Genomic DNA, 18897 nt, shown 5'->3' with positions numbered 1-18897 from the left:
AAAAAGTGAGGTGATGACGTGTGAGTGAAGAGAAAAAAAGATTTATTCAGGAGTTTGTGCCGGGTAAACAGCTAACATTGAGTCACCTTATAGCCAATCCTGATCCCGATATGTTTCAAAAGCTGGGTATCCAAGAATCGGGCGCACTGGGCATTATGACGTGTACCCCAAGTGAAACGGTGATTATCGCAGGAGATTTAGCGACAAAGGCTGCCAATGTCAGACTAGGATTTTTAGATCGTTTTACAGGTAGTCTCGTTATTGTTGGTAGTGTATCAGAGGTGGAAATGGCGATGTTAGAAATTAATCGTTTTTTATCTGAGGTATTAGGTTATACACCATCAAAAATAACAAAATCATAGGATGTGTCATATGAAAAATCGAGTAATGATAATAGGCGGTGTGCAGGCAGGAAAGTCAACATTGATGAATACGTTGTTGGGTAAAGAAAGCAGTGCCAATAAAACACAAGCACTCGTTTATGATGACTGGATTGTTGATACACCAGGTGAATATGTTGAAAATCCAATGTATTACAGGAATATTATGGCAACATCATTGGAAGTAACCCATGTCATTTACTTGCAGGATGCCACCTCTGCAAGAAGTGTGTTCCCTCCGCAATTTAGCTTAGGGATTCCTAAAATACAGATTGGTGTTATTACCAAGATAGATGCCCCTAATGCCAATATGGAAAGGGCTATAGCCTTATTAAAAAATGTGATGACACATGGGCCCATCGTGAAAACCTCTTCCTGGCAAAAGTTAGGCATCGAGTTGATTGAACCATTGATTCAACTTACGACACAGGAAGAAATTCGTCAATTCGTCAAGGATCGCGATAGTCCGTATCTCATGTATTGCTCACAGTAGCGAGAGGGAGGTATAGGGTGAAAACTGAAAAAATATTTAGTGCAGGCATTGATATTGGGACAAGTACTACCAAAATGGTGGTCAGTAGTTTTCTGTTAAAGAATGTTGCTGGTGTGACACATGTGCCAAGGATTGAAATTATTGAGAAAACGGTGTTACATCAAAGTCCAATCATTAAAACACCTTTTATCAATCGAGACATCATCGATATGAAAAAAATTGAAGAATTTATTTTTCAGCAATATCAATTAGCACAAATCGCACCAACTGACATTTCAACAGGTGCCATTATTATTACAGGCGAATCGGCCACGAAGGAAAATGCAAGCGAGGTTGTCCATACCATTGCCGATGGTGCAGGTCATTTTTTAGTTGCTACCGCTGGTCCTGATTTAGAGGCCATCATTGCTGCTAAAGGGGCTGGTACCCTACAGCAATCAAAGAATTCAGCTAAGGTGATTGCCAATATTGATATTGGCGGAGGAACTGCCAATATTGCTGTGATGCAGTTTGGAGAAGTTATTGGTACATGTACCTTACATGTTGGTGGTAGATTGATTGAATTTAAGGATGGGAGGGTTCAATCAATTTCTCCGCCACTCATGCGACTAATGGAACAATGGGCTAATCCGTTAGCTGTCGGTGATGCGGCCGATGATGCTCGTGTTTCACAATGTATTGACGAAATGGTTGGAACACTTGCCATGATTCTTAGTGGACAGTGTACCGATGGAGAGCATCCATTATTACTAGGGCATTTACCGAACTGGCATAAACCAGTGGATGCCATCGTCTTTTCTGGTGGTGTAGCTTCCTGTATTTATGAAAATGAATGTACTCAGCGCCAATATGATGATATAGGCGAAAAATTAGCGAAAATGCTTATACAACATGAGCAACTACAATCGTTTTTATGGCTACGACCAGAAGAAACAGCACGTGCAACAGTCACTGGAGCGGGTACACAAACAACTGAAATTAGCGGGGCAACCATTCAGGTAGATGCCGAGGTGTTACCACTAAAAAATGTACCTGTTTTCAACTGCCATATGGAGTCAGCGAAAGATTTTAATACTACGGTGAAGACAGCCGTAGAGCGAGCAGATGATTTATTTTCCATCCAGGATAATCGTTCGCCTTTCGCACTCTATTTTAGCGAATTGCCGTATTTAAGCTTTCAGGATGTACATGCATTGTGCCAGGCTATTTTGCAACATTTGGCGACAAGATGCTCCAAGGACATACCAATTATCATAGTCATTCAATCAGATTACGCAAAGATTATTGGACAGACCATACAAGCCATTCATGCGACAGTACCAATTATTTGCATCGATCAAATTAAAGTGGAGACGGGCGATTATATCGACATTGGAGAGGCTCTGCCATCTGGCGTTGTTCCTGTTGTGGTGAAGACCCTTGCCTTCCACTCAAAGTAAGGAGGATGAATGTGAATCTATCGGTGATATTTGGTGGAGAAAAATATAATTTTAAATCATTAAAAGATGTAATGGCTAAGGCCAATGAAGAAAAATCAGGCGATCGGCTAGCTGGTATTGCAGCTGAGACGGTTCAACAACGAATTGCAGCTAAAGCTGTATTAAGTGAGCTTTTAGTCAAAGATATCCGAGAAAATCCATTAGTGCCGCAGGAAAATGATGAGGTTTCACGCATTATTGAGGGCGATATTAATGAGCAAATCTATGGAGAAATCAAAAACTGGAGCATCGAGCAGCTGCGTGAATATATTTTATCGAATGACACAGGGGATCGTGAATTAAAGCGATTAAGTAAAGGGATGAATTCAGAAATTATTGCTGCTGTCACAAAGCTCATGTCAAATCTAGATCTTGTTCATGCAGCCAATAAAGTAGAAATACTGTCAACGTGTAATATTACCATTGGGCAAAAAGGGACACTGTCCTCTCGCCTACAGCCAAACCATCCAACAGACAATATTGATGGCATCATCGCCTCACTAAAAGAAGGACTGTCTTATGGTATTGGAGATGCTGTTATCGGTATTAATCCTGTAGATGATTCAGTTGAAAGTGTCAAAAAGGTACTTACGGCTACAAAAGAATTTATCAATGATTGGTCCATCCCTACACAAAACTGTGTCCTAGCTCATATCACAACACAGATGAAAGCAATTAAGCAAGGCGCACCAGCAGATATGATTTTCCAAAGTATTGCTGGGACGGAAATTGCCAACCGTTCGTTCGGTATTTCTGCGGATTTAATAAGAGAAGCAGAGGAGCTCATTAAAAAGCAAGGAACGGGTACTGGCCCAAATTTATTCTACTTTGAAACGGGCCAAGGCTCAGAGCTATCGGCAGAGGCTCATATGGACATTGACCAAGTAACACTCGAATCTCGCAATTATGGATTTGCAAGACATTTTAATCCTTACATTGTGAACACAGTAGTGGGCTTTATCGGTCCAGAGTATTTATACAATAATAAACAGGTTATTCGAGCAGGTCTAGAAGATCATTTCATGGGCAAAATGCACGGTATTCCAATGGGTGTAGATATTTGTTATACCAACCATATTAAGGCGGACCAAAATGATGTTGAAGATTTAAGTGTGCTACTAACAGCAGCTGGCGTTAACTTTATTATTGCTGCGCCGATGGGTGATGATGTTATGCTCAACTATCAATCAATGAGCTTCCATGATGTGGCTACATTACTCCAAACATTTGGTAAAAAACCAGCACCAGAATATTTAGCATGGTTAGAGAAAATGGGCATTTATGAAAATGGTCGACTTTCAGCAAGAGCTGGCGATTTATCCATTTTTGAAAGGTAGGTGAGTCCAGTGAATGATCAATTAGTCTCTATGATTACACAGCTTGTTATGGAAAAGATGGAGAAAAGCACCGAGAGCCAAGTGCCTGAAACGGTAGCTACTCCAACAGAACAACCTCTTATTACGTTTTATGATACAGCAGCACATCAGGCAACAGAAACAACAACATCAAGAGCAACATCGCAGGAGCCATTAATTCAGCTGTATCAGCATGGAGCTCCACAGCAGGCGACGGTAGCTCCTACTGTTACTTTCGAACAACCCATCAATGTAGCTGTGCCGATTAAGCCTTTTCAGTTTGAGGCAGATACGTTAACGGATAGTGTACAAGCCGCTAAAAAACATACACCTGCTCGAATTGGCGTTGGAAGAGCGGGGACAAGACCAAAAACAAAAACTTGGTTAAAATTCCGACTCGATCATGCTGCTGCAGTGGATGCCGTGTATGGTGAAGTGTCCGAGGGTCTTTTACAAAAGCTTGATGTCTTTCAGGTCACAACGAAAGTCACGGATAAAGAGGAATACATTACAAGACCTGACTTAGGTCGTCGTCTATCAGACGAATCAAAAGCGTTAATTCAGCAAAAATGTAAGCCGCAACCAAAAGTACAGATTATTATTTCGAATGGCTTAAGTGCTAGTGCGATTGAGGAAAATGTGCAAGATGTGTACTTAGCCCTTCAGCAAAGTCTTAGCAATTTAAATATTGATATCGGCACAACTTTCTATATTGATAAAGGGCGTGTTGCTTTAATGGATGAAATTGGTGAGCTGCTACAGGCAGAAGTGATTGTTTATCTCATTGGTGAACGTCCAGGACTTGTATCTGCTGAATCGATGAGTGCGTATCTATGCTACAAGCCAAAAATCGGTACAGTGGAAGCGGAGCGTATGGTGATATCAAATATCCATAAAGGTGGTATCCCACCATTAGAAGCAGGTGCTTATCTAGGAACCATTGTAGAAAAAATCTTGCATTATCAGGCAAGTGGTGTAGAGCTTGTCGCAAAAGAAGGTTAGGGGGCTGAACCATGAATCCTCAAAAAATTATGGCGCAAATTTTAGCGATGCAAACCATTCCAAGAGTGAACAGTGAACTAGCAGAGCAGTTAGATTTGAAGCCATATCAACACAGCATTGGACTTGTCACACTGACAATCGACGATGTGGGTTATGTTGCCTTAGACGAGGCAACAAAAAAGGCAGATGTCGATGTTGTCTATGCGAAAAGTTTTTATGCGGGAGCGGCTCATGCATCTGGCCCATTGTCAGGTGAAGTAATTGGCATCATTGCGGGAAGCTCACCTGATGAAATTCGTAGTGGACTTGATGCCATTCAACAAAAAATTGAATTTGATACGTACTTTGAAGCCATTAATCATAATGACAATCACGCCCTGTTTGCCCATACCGTGGCAAGCTGTGGTACGTATCTTGCCGAGCTTGCAGATGTAAAGGTTGGCACACCACTTGCTTATTTAATCGCACCGCCATTAGAGGCAATGATTGGATTAGATGCAGCATTAAAAGCGGCAGATGTGGAGTTAAAGGTTTTCTTTGGTCCTCCGTCTGAAACCAATTTTGGTGGCGGCTTATTAAGTGGTAGTCAATCGTCATGTGAGGCTGCGGCAAATGCTTTCAGAGAAGCTATTGAAAATGTAGCTAGAAATCCAGTGATCTAGAAAGGAGGCGGCTTTATGGCCACATTAGACAAAGACTTATTAGCGATTCAGGAAATGAGAGATGCTGTAAAACATGCTAATACAGCACAGGCTGCCTACATGCAATTTTCACAGCAACAAGTAGACAACATTGTGAAGGCTGTTGCGGATGCTGCCTTTAAGGAAGCAGACCGTTTAGCAAAAATGGCGGTGCAAGAAACAGGGATGGGTATTCCCAACCATAAAAAGATGAAAAATGAAGTGGCTTCAAGAGATGTCTATGAGGATATCAAAGACTTAAAAACGGTTGGCATTGTGGGCTATGACCGCATGAAAAAAGTAGCCGAAATCGCTAGTCCTTTTGGCGTCATCGCAGGTATAGTGCCAACGACGAATCCAACCTCTACAGCCATCTTTAAAACACTTATTTCTTTAAAAACAAGAAATGGCTTAGTACTTAGTCCACATCCATATGCCGTGAAATGTACGAAAGAGGCTTTAGATATTTGTCGAGTAGCTGCTGAAAAAGCAGGTGCACCAGAAGGTTTACTACAATGTTTAACGATGTCTTCTATGGAGGCAACACAGCAGCTAATGAAGCATCCTGACATTCATTTAATTTTAGCGACTGGTGGCGGTGCATTGGTGAAGGCAGCGTATAGCTCTGGCAAACCTGCTTATGGTGTAGGGCCAGGGAATGTACCAGCTTACATCGAAAAATCGGCTAATCTTCAAAAATCTGTACGTCAATTAGTGCAAAGCAAATCGTTCGATAATGGCACAATCTGTGCAACAGAGCAAGCCATTATTGTGGATAAGGCAATTGCAGAGCAAGTGCAGACAGAATTAAAGAAAAATGGTGCTTATTTATTAAATGCTGAAGAAAAGGCCAAAATGGAGAAATTGATTTCGCCTGTTCCTGGAAAAGTAAATCCACAGATTGTTGGCAAATCAGCTACTTGCTTAGCAGATTCTGTTGGCATTACGGTACCAGACGATACAAAAGTACTCGTTGGATTGGAAACGATGATCGGTAAAAATATTCCGTTTTCTCTTGAAAAATTGTCACCAATCTTTGCCCTTTATGTAGTAGAAAACAGTACAGAAGCAAAGCAAGTCATGATTGACCTGTTAAATATTGGTGGACGCGGACACACATGCTCTATTCACACAGAAAATGCAGCATTAGCAGAGCAATTCTCCGTTGAATTACCAGTATCACGCATTGTGGTCAATACATTATCATCTATCGGTGCAGTAGGTGGCACAACGGGGCTAGCCCCATCCTTTACATTAGGCTGCGGTACATTTGGCGGCAATATTACGTCAGATAATATAACAGCAAGACATCTATTAAATATTAAACGTATGGCGTACGGTATTAAAGATGTTGAAGTGCCAAAACCAGAATTTGAAGTACTGTCCGTTGTCGAGTCGGTTGTAGCACAAGAACCTTCTTTAGATACGACAATGGTTCAGCAAATTGTCGATCAAGTATTAAAACAAATCACATTACAAAATAAATAATTTGGAGGAATGACAAATGAGTACAGCATTAGGAATGGTAGAAACAAAAGGTTTAGTAGGAGCAATTGAAGCAGCGGACGCAATGGTAAAGGCAGCAAGTGTTAATTTAGTAGGCAAAGTACATGTTGGTGGCGGTATCGTGACAGTTCTTGTACGCGGAGATGTGGGTGCGGTGAAAGCAGCAACAGATGCAGGTGCAGCAGCAGCACAACGTGTAGGAGAACTATTATCTGTGCATGTAATCCCACGTCCACACCACGAATTAGAAATGATTTTACCAAAAGCAGAAGCATAATTTATCTTCTTTCAGTAGGAGACGCTTATTGCTATAGATGGTGTGAGATAAATGCCAATATAGCTTCCATTTACAAAACACGTACTGGATAAGAAGCCATTATGCCAAGACGTAATGGATCAGCATGAGAGCTGACCTAACCGTAGGAAAGCTCTTATCTTGTCCAAGTCAAAACAATTTATGAAATATAGAGGTGGCTAACGTGATAACAGCGACAAAAACATTTCCAGTGGCCATTTCGGCTCGTCATATCCATCTTAGTGAAGCGGATTTACAAGCACTTTTTGGTCCAAATGCAACGTTAACAAAGGATTTTGACTTATCACAGCCAGGGCAATTTGCTGCCAAGGAGCGTGTCTCAATCGAAGGGCCAAAGGGCATTATTCATAATGTCCGTGTCCTTGGACCTGTAAGACCAGCAACCCAAGTGGAAGTCAGCCGCACAGATGCGATGAAGCTTGGGGTTACCCCTCCTTTAAGGCAATCAGGAAATATTGAAAACTCGGCAGGCATTAAAATACTTTATCAAGACAAAGTGTTGGAGATACAGCAGGGGGTCATTATTGCACAGGCACACATCCATATGACAGAACAAGATGCCAAAGAATTGGAAGTACACAATAATGAATTGGTTTCAGTGGAAGTCATCAGTGATCGACCTGTCACTTTCCGTGGTGTCGTTGTACGTGTTTCAAATGACTTTAGTTTAGAGATGCACATTGATACAGATGAAGCAAATGCAGGCTTTATCGAACAACAAGCACAAGGTAGATTAGTAAAAGTATCATCGTAAGGAGGAGGCAAGATGCAAGAAAATTTAGTGCAAAAAATTGTGGAAGAAGTTCTGCAACAAGTTTTAAAAAATCAATCTTCCTCTCCACATGACGGTAAAATTCCCGTTGGCGTATCCGCTCGCCATGTCCATCTTGCACAAGCAGAGGTGGAGCAACTTTTTGGTGAGAATTATGAGCTTACACCAAAGTTTGAGCTTTCACAGCCAGGACAATTTGCTGCGGAGGAAACCGTTGTCATCGCTGGTCCCAAAGGATCGATTGAGCGAGTTCGTATTCTGGGCCCAGCTCGCTCCTTGTCTCAAGTGGAAGTAAGCTGGACAGATGCAATGAAAATAGGATTGAAGCCCCCGTTAAGAGTTTCGGGTGATATTCAAGGCTCTAGCCCTGTTACATTGATTGGTCCAAAGGGGAGTGTTGTGTTAAATGAAGGACTCATTGTAGCACAGGCACATATCCATATGTCCCCTGCGGATAGTGTGAGATTCAATGTAGTAGATGGACAGTCTGTACAAATCAAGGTAGGGGGTATTCGCCCCATTATTTTATCGAATGTGATCGTCCGCGTATCAGAGCGTTATCGATTAGAAATGCATATTGATACAGATGAAGCAAATGCAGGGTTCATTCAACAAGGAACGTTTGCTGAAATGGTCCATCATCAAGTAAGCGAGCCAGCTATACCTGAGAAAGAACAGTCTCCAGCTATACAGAAAGTAGCGCAACCATCCGTCTATCATTATGACAAAAAGCTACTTTCACAAATAGAAGTGCTAGATATCGATGCACAAGAAATTGTGGTCCCAAAGAAAACGATTGTGACAGCACTGGCTTATGATAAATTACGAGAGTTAAATAAAACATTAACAATTCGTTCGGAGTAATAAGAAAATCTGTGTCGCATAAAGAGGGTGAAGTTCATGCAAATGGGAAGAGTGATAGGCAGTGTATGGGCAACACGCAAGGAGGAAGGGTTGAATGGTTTAAAGCTACTCATCATTCAACCAATTGACTCCAATCAACAGCCGATTCGCACAGAAATGGTGGCAGCTGATCGTATTGGTGCGGGTATTGGTGATGATGTACTCATTACAAGCGGTGGGTCATCACGCTATATTATGAAAGAAAATCCGTTACCAATCGATGCAGTGGTCATTGGTATTATTGATTCTACTGAAGTGATGAGAGGTGAGGACAATGAGTAGTGCAATTGGTATGATTGAGACCAAAGGATTAGTTGGTTCATATGAAGCGGCTGATGCGATGATTAAAGCGTCAGATGTGACAATCGTTAAACAAGAATTCGTCGATGGTGGTATTGTGACGATAGTCGTAAAGGGCGACGTAGGTTCTGTACAAGCAGCAGTGGAAGCTGGTAAGGCTGCTGCCATGCGTGTTGGTGAATTATTAGGTGCTCACGTCATTCCGAGACCTGATGAAGAAGTATTCCAAATGATTAAAGGACCAGAGGCATCAAAGAAAAAGCCTGCCACTACAACAGCATCAACACGTGCTAAAAAAACAGCAGACACAACATCACCGACAGATAATAGAGGTGACGCATAATGGCATTTCGTAAAAATAAAATTGCTGTGATTGGTGCAGGTCATACAGGTGCTACATTAAGTTTATTTTTAGCACAGAAAGAATTAGGCGATGTGGTGCTAGTAGATATTCCAGAAGCGGAGAACCCGACAAAAGGGAAAGCATTGGATTTACTACAAACAGGCCCTATCGAAAAATTCAATGTGTCGATTAAAGGGACAAGTCATTACGAAGATATTGCTGGTGCTGATATTGTGGTCATTACAGCAGGTATCCCTCGTAAACCAGGGATGAGCCGCGATGATTTAGTCACAACAAATGCGAAAATCATTCAACAAGTGTCAAGACAGATTAAACACTATGCACCCAACAGTATTGTCCTTGTGTTAAGTAATCCGGTTGATGCCATGACCTATGTGTGTCATAAGGAAACAGGCTTTGCCAAAAATCGGATTATCGGTCAGTCTGGTGTATTAGATACAGCCCGTTTCAATACATTTGTTGCACAAGAGCTACAAATTGCTCCAGAGGATGTATCAGGCTTTGTGTTAGGTGGACATGGTGATGAAATGGTGCCATTAATTCGCTATTCCTATGCAGGAGGCATTCCATTAGAAAAGCTAATTCCCCAGGATCGACTACAACAAATCGTTGAACGTACACGTAAGGGCGGCGGTGAGATTGTCGGATTGCTAGGCAATGGTAGTGCCTACTATGCACCAGCAGCAGCGTGTGCACAAATGGTAGAAATTATTATGAAAGATCAACGAAAAATTATCCCCTCTATTGCCCTATTAGAAGGAGAGTATGGCTACAACGATCTGTTTTTAGGTGTACCAACTATTTTAGGTGGCAATGGGATTGAATCTGTGATTGAATTGCACCTAACAACTGAAGAACAAGCAGCTCTCCAGCATTCAGCTGAGGCTGTGAAGCAAGTGATTGCTATTTGCCAAAACATTGAATAGGGTAAACAGACTCTGTTCTTTGATAGAAAGAAAGTATCCCCAACTTTCTTTCTTATTGCTCTTAATTAATGTTTGATTGGAAACCGAACATGACTTGAAAGCTAGTTAAAATCCCCCTAATAATATATAAAGCTCTTATTTGTAAGAGGATAAACTGTAGCAAGCTCAAAAGTTTGCTACAGTTTTTTTATTGCACATTCACAACTTATATCATAAAAACAATGATGCCTTCTACTATAATCAAAGTAGGAGGGATGTGGATGAACAACATCGTACAGGAGATGATTGATTGCATTGAAGGTCATCTCTTAGAAGGGTTTTCGTTAGAGCAATTAGGGAGGGAGATGGGCTATTCTCCTTATTATTGTTCTTTCAAATTTCATCAGATGACGGGGATGACGATTAAAAAATATATGTCATTACGAAAAATCTATCTTGCATCCTTGGTATTAAAAGAGACAGAGGAGAAAATTATTGATATTGCTTTCTGCTATGGTTTATCATCTCAGGAATCCTTTTCAAGAGCATTTAAAAGGGTCTTTGGCATAAGCCCGTATGATTATAGGAGGTCTCCTCAGCCTATGCAAACATTTGTGAAGTTAAATTTAAATGATGAAAGAGGCTGGTTTATAATGGACATTTCTCAAAAATTGAAAATTAAGGAATTACAGGAAAAGATTTTTGAGCAATTTGATCAAGAGACTTTGAATGTATTAAATGGTCAGATGATGTATGAAGAATTTGCAAAACATCAATTAATGGGAAATAGTGATTATGTACCTTTCAATGAAGCCATGTGTACGAATCCGACTGCTAGCCCGATTTTCAGCGAGGAATTCAATCAAATCCGAGCGGCTGGGCATCAAGTGTCATTACAGGCATACGAGCAAATGACATTGAATCCTTTGAAGCCTCTATGGACAAAAGACTATCAATGCATTGTGTTATGGTTTGGGGATGATATGTTTTGTCAGATGAATTTATTGACCATGCTTGCTTTTCTCGAACAACAAGGATATCAAGGCAACGTCTATTTCCATATGGTCAAGGAAACGACCTATGATGTGGAGGAAACAGAGCTGGAGTTAGGAGGCTATCTAGAGGTCTATCAAGAAGTTTTCATGCACCATCGTTTTCCGAAGGCTACACTTTTACCCGTCATGTATCAGGGCATTCAATTATATTTTAATTATTTACAGGAAGAAAATGATATTACGACGTATATAAAAAAGCATCTTGAGCAGCCGCTAGGGGATTTAATGAAGCAATTATTTTCTCTCTTCCCTCACTATGGGTTAGGAGATAGTCAATATTTAAAAATAATAGAGAAAGTAAAAGACGAATATTCTGAATAAAAATACTAAAAAGTCCACAATATACAAAATTTTCGAAAATATGATAAACTTATAATGTAAAAGGAGGATGAATGCATGACAGTTCAACAATTTACAGACTATGTGAAGAAAATGCAGCATTATGAGGAAGCACTCAATGTCGTTTATTGGGATATGCGTACGGGTGCACCGAAAAAAGGTTTAGCACAACGTTCAGAGGTAATCGGTACATTATCTGCTTCTTTATTTGATATGCAAACAAGTGAAGAATTGGGGGAGCTTTTAGTAGCTTTAGAGTCACAAAAAGCTAATCTTGACTATGTAACATTGCGTTTAGTGGAAGAAGTAAGAAAGAATTATGATCAAAACAAAAAAATTCCAGCTGACGAGTATAAAAAATACGTCATTCTTCAATCGAAGTCTGAAACTGCTTGGGAAGAAGCGAAGGCAAGTAATAATTTTGCATTATTCCTTCCATATTTAGAGGAAATCATTCAATGGCAGAAAAAATTCATTCACTATTGGGGAATTAAAAATGGATCTCCTTACAATACATTACTCGATTTATATGAACCAGATATGACGACTGATGTTTTAGATCAAGTATTTGGTGACCTACGTACATCCATTGTGGAACTTGTCCAAAAAATTGCCAATTCATCGAATAAACCAGATACAAGCATGTTATTTAAGCATTTCCCACGTGAAGCACAGCGTGAATTATCGTTAGAATTGCTTGCTCAGCTTGGTTATGATTTTGATGCAGGGCGCTTGGATGAAAGTGTGCACCCATTCATGATTGGCTTAAACTATGGAGATGCTCGGATTACCACTAAATATGATGAAAATGACTTCCGTTCTGCTATTTTTGGCACAATTCATGAGTGTGGTCATGCGATGTATGAGCAAAACATTGATGAAAAGCTTGCAGGTCTGCCATTGGCTACTGGTACTTCAATGGGTATTCATGAATCTCAATCATTATTTTATGAAAACTTTGTCGGCAGAAATGAAAAGTTCTGGGAGCATAACTACGAGCGTCTTCAGCATTTCTCACCAGCACAATTTGGCGATGTTGCATTAGGCGATTTTTTACGTGCCATCAATATGGTCGAACCATCCTTTATTCGTATTGAAGCGGACGAATTAACGTATCCACTACATATCATGATTCGCTATGAAATTGAACGTGATCTGTTCAATGGTGATTTACAGGCGAAAGATCTGCCACAAGTTTGGAATGATAAATATGAGGAATATTTAGGCATTCGTCCTGAGACAGATGCACAGGGAGTATTACAAGATATGCACTGGTCAGGGGGCATGTTTGGCTATTTCCCATCCTATGCTTTAGGTATGGTTTATGCAGCACAGTGGAAGCATGCGATGGACAAGGATATTCCAAACTTTGATGAATTACTAGAAAAGGGAGAGCTACTACCAATTCGAGAGTGGCTAACTGAGAAAGTTCATCAATATGGAGCATTGAAAAAGCCATTCGAATTGCTAAAAGAAGCGACAGGGGAAGGCTTAAATGCTAAATACTTAGCAGACTATTTACAAGATAAATATAGGAAGCTCTATCAACTATAAAAAAACAAGCGATTTCTCATTGTAGAGAAATCGCTTGTTGCTTTACCAAAGCTTAAAGCCGTTTGAGCCCGCTGGTGAATTTGAAATAATTTCGAAGATTGGAATTGTGTAAGCGAATATAATTAAGACTACTAAAATTAAATAGAATCATACCTAGAACTTGATTATCCGACTCGTAAAATAGCGAAACTCTTAAATCGTCAACCTTCTACGATTTCCAGAGAAATAAAACACCACGCCGGTAGTACGGCTGACGAAGCACAGGTACGTTACCACAAAAATAAATCCAACTGTGGTGCCAAGTCAAAATGTACGCCAGAAGTAAAAGAAACTGTTCAAGAAAAGTTGCGGGATACTTGGTCGCCTGAACAAATTGTCGGTCGCTTTTATCAGGGACAACTGAGTTTTAAAACCATCTATCGCTGAACTTACGAGTTTTTTTAGAAGTGCCTATAAACCCGTTCTCCTTCAAAAAGGAAAGCACCAAAAGCTCCGAAAAAACGTATAGTAGCTATTTTTATTAATTATAATTATTTTAATTCTAAATCTCGAAACGCTATCGTATACAACTATGTGGAAAACTATATTGAAACTAACTATGGCATTGGTAGAGAAAATTTAAAATCTGAAGAAAACAATTACCTAAGAGGAATGGGGGTGTTAGCAATAGAAGTAAAAGATACAGTAACTAAAAAATATTACTTTTTAGAAGTGGATATTAAAGATGACTATTCATTAATTTATATAAAAGATCTTACTGAGGTTCATCGTAAAAATCAAGCTGATTAAAGGAAGTTTATTTCAAAAAATCAGCAATATTTTGAGAAAGATATAAAGTTTCACAATAAAACAATATATCCTGACTTATAAAGCATTCTTGAGAGAGTGCTTTTTATTATATTTAAAATTAGGAGGAGAAGATAAATGAAACATTCATTGCACAAATACAACTGCATGAATGCTAACTGTAACATTTCCTCGGCTTTGTCTATTAAATTAGGCGGCTATAAGTACAATTCTCTTTATATTTTCAAGGATTCAGAAAAATATTTGAACATAGAAAACTAAAATTAAATTTTTATCAAAAAAAGCATCCTGTCGATATTTCTTAAACTCAATATTTGTTCCAAAACTCATGGTATTTGAATTGCTTAATCCAATTACAGACTACCGACTCTTCAGTACCAAGAGGCTTTGTGATGTCTCTCATACTCTCAGAACCAACCTGGTATCTTGTAACAGCCTCTATTTTTAAATTTGGTCATGAAAAATGCACCTCTAGTTGTTAGATGTGTTTAACAATTGGGGTGCAGTTCAGAAATTTATTATAGGGCGCTTTTTTGGCACAAGGATTAGTGCAATTTTCAATTTAGGGATTAAGAGAAATTCATCGTTAAAATCAACCATGAAAGAATTATGGGGAAGTTAGGGATTAACTCAAGGAAAACTACTGCTAAAATAATCCATAATTATCCATAAATAGGAGTCAAGATAAATGATTTTTTATGTACAGATATAGGAACATCACAAAGCAATTTTATAAGTTTGTTACTTTCAAGAGTCTTAAAAATAATTTATATCGCTAACGATATTTTGATAAAAACGTTTTTCTATTTGTACATATAATTCTTGTTTTCTTTATTCAAAGTAATCAATAATTTACTTGTATTGACATTTACATTTTTACCAATTAATATTAAATAGTTCCATATTGTGTAATTATAACTTATAAGGAGGAAGTAACTACTTGATTGTTAATAGATAAATTGCCTATTTACCAGTTCCAATCCAATATCATATTAGGTTATAAGTTTGGTATAAATAAACTAGTTTAAGGGAATTTTGAATATGAGATTTAAAAAATATGTTTTTCTAGCAATATGTATTATAAGTGTGGCTTTCTTATACGAACATAAAAAAAATATTTCAATTGAAGACTTATATGAAAACCAAGCGTATCCAGATGGTATAGAACATTTTCGAGTTGAAGAGGTATGGGACAAAGGATATTTTGGTGAGAAAATTAGGATTGCAATATTAGATACCGGACTTGATTTTGAACATCCTGATTTTGAAGGCCAAATAAACACAGGTTTCAATGCAATTGACAATAATAGTTTACCTATTGACGACTCAGGACATGGTACGAAAGTAACAGGAGTTATAGCCGCGAAAAATAATGATATTGGTGTAGTAGGTATTTCTCCATCAGCGGAAATATATCCTATTAAAGTTTTGGATGAATTTGGTGAAGGGGAAATTGAAGATGTTATTCAAGGAATTGAATGGTGCATCGACAATGAAATAGATATTATTAATATGAGTTTTTCCACAATCAAAAATGATCAAAAATTTTTTAATGTAATTAATAAAGCAATTAATGCGGGCATATTTATCGTAGCAGCTATTGATAACAACAAAGAAAGAGGTCCTGGTTATCCCGCTTTATATGAGGGTGTAATTGCTGTAGCTTCTTTAGAATGGAAAAATCTTTTATCTACTGAAGAAGTAGATTTTTTTGCCCCTGGAAATAATATTTTTACTACAGCTATAGGTGGGAAATACATAGTATCTGAAGGGAATTCCATAGCCACTCCACATATTACGGGTCTTATAGCACTGATAATTGATCAATATCAAACTCGTAATTATAAAGACGTAATTTGTCTATTGGAAAAATTAGTAAAATAGTAGTGATATAGATAAGGGAGAGTTAAATGATGAAGAAATTTTTTCTAGTTTTTGTGATTGCTTGCCTGGCATTTGCAAATTTTAGTACAGGTGCTTTAGCGAATAATTTTGAGGATCAGCCAATTGAAAATGCATTTCAAATTATAGAAAATACTGAAGATATTATTATTGCCCAAGCTGTACATCCAAATGGAGATGAGTTATACGCTACTTTAGATAAAAATACAAATGAATATACATTAAAAGCTATTGTAAAAGATGAAGGTTTACTAAAATTTGCTAGTAGTGATAAAGAATACGAATACACGGTTGATGTACAGGAATTATCAGAAGACGGTATTAAAGCTGTATTTACAGATGTTAATTCAGCTGAAAAATTCAAAATCGAAGAAACTGTAGAATTTACTGAAAAGGTAGTAGCGCAAGGACCATTACTAGGCTTACTTCCTGTTATTGAGTGGGGAGGGGCCGCTTTATTAAGCTGGTTAGCCGCCAATGCAGCCGCGATTACTATTGCAGGTGTAACTGCATATTTAGCAACGCATGTTTGGTCAAAATATAAAAATCAACCATACAACTATTACCAAGCTTTCATTAGTGGTGGCGATGTTTATATTGGTTCTGCATTTAAAGATGATGCTTCTGCATTTGCAGCCATTAAAGGATCTGAAAAAGTAGATGTATGGGCTAAAACAGAAAGTAAGTCAAATGAAGCTGCAAGGAAAGGTGGAAATGGAAACCCACCTGCATCACTTCACCACACAACAGAATCCTTTGGTAAAGGTGATGGTTATTATAAACACTGGCATCCATTAAGAGAAACTCAAATCGATCCACGAACAGGTAGAGCAATCTATGTAAAGAAAGATAATCATATTTTTTACATGTAATTTAAGAGCAATAGCTTCTATAATAAAAAGAAGTTATTGCTTTATTTATCTGCTTTTTGGTTAATTATTATTTGATTTTACAAAATTTAATAGGATTTTATAAGAGGTGACATGATGTTTGAAATTAAAAAAATAGATTTTACTTTATATTGTGAAAAAATAGATATTTCATTAGAACAAAAAATCGTTTTCTCTATCGAAGATAATAAAGGAGAAAGAGAGTTTGGAAATGTATATAAAGGAGTATTGCTTTACGACTTGATCACAAATAATACTTCCAAGTTAGTATTCAATAAATTTGCCAATAAAATTACAATGAAAAATAAAAAAGATACTCATTTTTTTTATTTTTCAATAAGTTGTAATGAGAATAATATTAATCTAGAAATAAGCAAATTTGATTGCGTTTTATGGACAGAAGAAAAAATCTGTTCAATTAATTTTGATAAAGAAAGATATAAAGAGTTTCAGAATATAAACTCCCGAAGCTATATATACAATCTCGATGGACGCCATATTTTATTACAAGTATTAGATGATATTATTTTAGTTGATTCAGTTGAAAAAGTCTTCTATAATACCGGGAATAAATATGATGTACTCTTCAATTCTTATATCGACACTTTTATAAATGGAGAAATTGATTATATATATGTTCAAAATGGAAAATATAATTGGAAAGACAAAAAGCAACATTTCCTTATGTCTGAAACAAATCACGAATTCTTCAAAAAGACTTTAAAAGAAGATGATAGTATTTATATTCTTCCTATAACAGAGTTAATTCATAATTTAAAACTAAAATTAGATGTAACTTTCACTCGAATTTCTACTTGTAATCACAAGTGCGGTTACCCTTATTTTGGAGGAGATATTACTAATGGTATTATGAGTTTCCAAATTAACGATTTTGTTAATAACCAAACAACATTAGTCTATTATTCAATTTTAGAATCAAAAATAATTAAAAGAAAACAATTCAATACTCTTTATGATATTGTTTATGCTGTAGACGATGATTGTCTAACAATTGTTGATCCAAAGCAAAATGACAGAACTAAAGAAATTATTAGTATCACTGAAAATAAAACTATAATTTCAATTCCAGCAGAAGAGTATGTAATTACCCTTAATAAGGACTATATTCTAACGGTTAAATATGATGCACAAAATGGTGATGTAAACATATTTGTATATAAGAATCAATTTACAAAAGAGAAAATAGGAGAAGGCAAGCAATATTTTATCGATTTTGATAAAAAAATAATTGTTTTATTCAAATGATAAAACTTATAGCAATTTTTACAATGTTAATCGATCATATAGGTTACATTTTTTTCCCTGATGTAATGATCTTAAGGATGATAGGTAGATTATCTTTTCCATTGTTTGCATATGGTATCGCAATAGGAATGAAAAGAACAAAAGATGTGAAAAAGTATGGATTTCGATTATTAATACTGGCTTTAATTTCTCAATTGCCGTATCAATTAGTATTTGGAACTAGGTATTTCAATGTTTTATTTACTTTATTTATTGGCCTATTTTCATTAATTATATTAAAGGCTAACATTAAAATATCTATTAAAATTTCAATTATAGTTGGATTAACATTAATAAGTGATCTTCTAAACTTTGAATATGGTATTTATGGTGTGCTTTTAATTATTTGTTTTTATTTTTGTGATAATAATATAAAGTTGGTAAGTTCTGTAACGATTCTAACTTTAGTAGGGGTAATTATTTATAATTATCCTATGATACAATTGTTTTCTATTTTAGCAGTATTGATAATCCCCTTACAGAAAAAGTTTGATTTTAAAATTAGTAAGATTGTATCTTACCTTTTTTACCCTTCCCATCTTATCCTTTTGTGGTTTATCGAATATAAATTTTAAAATACAATATCTTGTT

20 protein-coding genes and 1 pseudogene are annotated in these 18897 nt (G+C 37.3%); all 21 read left to right on the top strand.

Features of this window, described 5'->3' with window-relative positions; genetic code table 11:
* Positions 1-20: 20 nt before the first annotated feature.
* The 21 genes and pseudogenes from eutS (at position 21) to CRI88_RS00240 (ending at position 18881) form a co-directional block, all read left to right on the top strand.
* On the top strand, positions 21-362 hold the full coding sequence (gene eutS / locus CRI88_RS00340) for an ethanolamine utilization microcompartment protein EutS (RefSeq protein ID WP_036118401.1): 342 nt from the start codon (positions 21-23) through the stop codon (positions 360-362).
* A 10-nt stretch (positions 363-372) separates the two neighbouring features.
* On the top strand, positions 373-873 hold the full coding sequence (locus CRI88_RS00335; RefSeq protein WP_036118397.1) for a EutP/PduV family microcompartment system protein: 501 nt from the start codon (positions 373-375) through the stop codon (positions 871-873).
* Positions 874-890: 17 nt separating this feature from the next.
* A complete protein-coding gene (locus CRI88_RS00330; protein ID WP_036118394.1) occupies positions 891-2312 on the top strand; it encodes an ethanolamine ammonia-lyase reactivating factor EutA in 1422 nt (473 codons plus the stop codon).
* Between the two features lie 5 nt (positions 2313-2317).
* Entirely contained in the window at positions 2318-3688 is a 1371-nt protein-coding gene (locus tag CRI88_RS00325) for an ethanolamine ammonia-lyase subunit EutB (protein WP_051891580.1), read from the top strand.
* A gap of 9 nt (positions 3689-3697) precedes the next feature.
* Entirely contained in the window at positions 3698-4708 is a 1011-nt protein-coding gene (eutC, locus tag CRI88_RS00320) for an ethanolamine ammonia-lyase subunit EutC (RefSeq protein WP_089933167.1), read from the top strand.
* 11 nt (positions 4709-4719) lie between these two features.
* On the top strand, positions 4720-5370 hold the full coding sequence (eutL, locus tag CRI88_RS00315; RefSeq protein ID WP_036118375.1) for an ethanolamine utilization microcompartment protein EutL: 651 nt from the start codon (positions 4720-4722) through the stop codon (positions 5368-5370).
* Positions 5371-5385: 15 nt separating this feature from the next.
* Positions 5386-6876, top strand: a complete 1491-nt coding sequence (locus tag CRI88_RS00310) for an aldehyde dehydrogenase family protein (protein WP_051891579.1) — start codon at positions 5386-5388, stop codon at positions 6874-6876.
* A gap of 16 nt (positions 6877-6892) precedes the next feature.
* A complete protein-coding gene (locus CRI88_RS00305) occupies positions 6893-7171 on the top strand; it encodes a BMC domain-containing protein (protein WP_004269321.1) in 279 nt (92 codons plus the stop codon).
* A gap of 202 nt (positions 7172-7373) precedes the next feature.
* Positions 7374-7964: a phosphate propanoyltransferase gene (locus CRI88_RS00300; protein ID WP_051891578.1), complete on the top strand. Its 591-nt coding sequence runs from the start codon at positions 7374-7376 to the stop codon at positions 7962-7964.
* Positions 7965-7976: 12 nt separating this feature from the next.
* Positions 7977-8846, top strand: coding sequence for a phosphate propanoyltransferase (locus CRI88_RS00295; RefSeq protein WP_089933164.1), 870 nt, complete (start codon positions 7977-7979; stop codon positions 8844-8846).
* Between the two features lie 36 nt (positions 8847-8882).
* Positions 8883-9167 carry a EutN/CcmL family microcompartment protein gene (locus CRI88_RS00290; protein ID WP_036118365.1) on the top strand — a complete coding sequence of 95 codons (285 nt, stop codon included), beginning with the start codon at positions 8883-8885 and terminating at the stop codon, positions 9165-9167.
* Complete coding sequence (locus CRI88_RS00285) at positions 9160-9528, top strand: BMC domain-containing protein (protein WP_036118362.1); 369 nt, start codon at positions 9160-9162, stop codon at positions 9526-9528. The genes CRI88_RS00290 and CRI88_RS00285 overlap by 8 nt, the downstream gene beginning before the upstream one ends.
* A complete protein-coding gene (gene mdh / locus CRI88_RS00280; protein ID WP_058845099.1) occupies positions 9528-10475 on the top strand; it encodes a malate dehydrogenase in 948 nt (315 codons plus the stop codon). The genes CRI88_RS00285 and mdh overlap by 1 nt, the downstream gene beginning before the upstream one ends.
* A gap of 260 nt (positions 10476-10735) precedes the next feature.
* Positions 10736-11830: a helix-turn-helix transcriptional regulator gene (locus CRI88_RS00275; RefSeq protein ID WP_089933162.1), complete on the top strand. Its 1095-nt coding sequence runs from the start codon at positions 10736-10738 to the stop codon at positions 11828-11830.
* Positions 11831-11905: 75 nt separating this feature from the next.
* The gene (locus CRI88_RS00270) at positions 11906-13402 is read left to right on the top strand and encodes a carboxypeptidase M32 (RefSeq protein ID WP_101966306.1); all 1497 of its coding nucleotides are present in this window, start codon (positions 11906-11908) and stop codon (positions 13400-13402) included.
* A gap of 141 nt (positions 13403-13543) precedes the next feature.
* Positions 13544-13901, top strand: a pseudogene (locus CRI88_RS00265) (transposase); the annotation flags it as partial.
* Between the two features lie 74 nt (positions 13902-13975).
* Complete coding sequence (locus CRI88_RS00260; protein WP_180957764.1) at positions 13976-14191, top strand: hypothetical protein; 216 nt, start codon at positions 13976-13978, stop codon at positions 14189-14191.
* A gap of 1059 nt (positions 14192-15250) precedes the next feature.
* Positions 15251-16093, top strand: a complete 843-nt coding sequence (locus CRI88_RS00255) for a S8 family peptidase (RefSeq protein WP_058845103.1) — start codon at positions 15251-15253, stop codon at positions 16091-16093.
* A gap of 26 nt (positions 16094-16119) precedes the next feature.
* On the top strand, positions 16120-16983 hold the full coding sequence (locus CRI88_RS00250; protein WP_145991278.1) for a hypothetical protein: 864 nt from the start codon (positions 16120-16122) through the stop codon (positions 16981-16983).
* A 111-nt stretch (positions 16984-17094) separates the two neighbouring features.
* Complete coding sequence (locus tag CRI88_RS00245; protein WP_145991276.1) at positions 17095-18267, top strand: hypothetical protein; 1173 nt, start codon at positions 17095-17097, stop codon at positions 18265-18267.
* A gap of 23 nt (positions 18268-18290) precedes the next feature.
* Positions 18291-18881: a TraX family protein gene (locus tag CRI88_RS00240; RefSeq protein WP_180957763.1), complete on the top strand. Its 591-nt coding sequence runs from the start codon at positions 18291-18293 to the stop codon at positions 18879-18881.
* The last annotated feature ends 16 nt before the right edge of the window (positions 18882-18897 follow it).

This window comes from Lysinibacillus fusiformis, from assembly GCF_002845985.1.
Classification (GTDB): Bacteria; Bacillota; Bacilli; order Bacillales_A; family Planococcaceae; genus Lysinibacillus; species Lysinibacillus fusiformis_D.
This window is presented reverse-complemented; position numbering and strand designations above follow the sequence as displayed.